Consider the following 1,159-nt stretch of genomic DNA (forward strand, 5'->3'; position numbering starts at 1 on the left):
GTCAATCAAAATATTCACACTATGCAACCAGCTTCACAATCTGCGCTTGTGCGGCTTCCAGAAAAGCAATCACCTGTTCTCGCTTCACTGTGGGAAATCCGTCTAGAAAATCATCAATGGACTCTCCCGCCTTCAAATAATCCAGCAGGGTTTGCACAGGCACTCGTGTTCCGGCGAAGACTGGCGTACCACTCATCACATCTGGTGATGCGGTAATGATTGCTGACTGACTCATTATCCCCCTTCTAAAAGCATGGCTAGGCTATCTCATTCTAATAACTGCGCTGACTCAAGCGGTAGTGACGGCGATCGCCTGCCCTCTCACTCTTGTTCTGCTACCACCAACTACAAAGTAGATAACACCCGCTCCCTGTCACAGTTTAAGCGATAGTAAGTTACTTTGGTAAGCTGCTTTAGTTTACTAATAATCTACAAGTAGATTAAAGCAAATGACTTATTTAAATAATTATCTGACTGTACCTTAATTTATCTGCTACTGTAATTTACTTAATTACGTATAGCTCAAAACTGCTTGCCTTATTCAATCTAGGTCAAACACTAACTACGGTTTAGACGTTTAGAGTCAGACACTTTTAAAAATTAGTATATTACTTTAATTTTCTTAACTTAATGCAGTAAGGTGCCAAAGTCAAAAAGTAAATTACTATTAACACACTAGTATATTACTTTCATTTATTTTAAATTTAACGTAACTGACTTTAAATTACCAATATAGAACAAGCCGTGTATGGCAACTAAAGACTGGTTAGACAATCACGCTAAAGTGACAGCATACCTTGATTTCAGCCTCTACGCTAGTTTAGAGAAGTGGATGAAAACACACAAAATAAAAAAAGCGTCTCAAGCTCTCACAATTATACTTGAGCATTATTTAGAGGGCAATATTCCCATCGAAGTGATGCCAGAGAACCTAGAACTTGAGGTAAAGCAGCTTAAGGTTAAAACTACCGAAATCGATGGTCTTGAGGCAGCCGTAGCCGAGCAGCAAAGGGAATTCAATGATGAGATTAACTCCCTCAGAACAGAAATTGATGGTCTACGGCAAGCCTTAATAAACGCGGGGTTATCATCTCTCAGAGAGAGGGTAGAGGACATCCCCAGAGGCAAAATCAAATTCTCATATTCTGATCATGATGCT

At 39.7% G+C, this 1,159-nt stretch carries 3 protein-coding genes; 2 read left to right on the forward strand and 1 reads right to left on the reverse strand.

Annotated elements, in window-relative coordinates; genetic code table 11:
- Positions 1-19 precede the first annotated feature (19 nt).
- Positions 20-238, reverse strand: coding sequence for a DUF433 domain-containing protein (locus tag RRG12_RS44310; RefSeq protein ID WP_073643621.1), 219 nt, complete (start codon positions 236-238; stop codon positions 20-22).
- Positions 239-253: 15 nt separating this feature from the next.
- Here RRG12_RS44310 and RRG12_RS44315 point away from each other — a divergent pair, with 15 nt between their 5' ends.
- Together RRG12_RS44315 and RRG12_RS44320 are read left to right on the forward strand one after the other, a co-directional pair.
- On the forward strand, positions 254-391 hold the full coding sequence (locus tag RRG12_RS44315) for a hypothetical protein (protein WP_420762286.1): 138 nt from the start codon (positions 254-256) through the stop codon (positions 389-391).
- 357 nt (positions 392-748) lie between these two features.
- The coding region (locus RRG12_RS44320; RefSeq protein WP_420763383.1) for a hypothetical protein at positions 749-1,159 on the forward strand (411 nt) is incomplete at its 3' end.

The sequence above is a fragment of the Nostoc sp. CALU 546 genome (assembly GCF_048836525.1).

Excerpts from the sequence above, each read along its gene's own strand:
- RRG12_RS44315 (WP_420762286.1), top strand. The coding sequence starts at position 254 with ATGGCTAGGCTATCTCATTCTAATAACTGCGCTGACTCAAGCGGTAGT.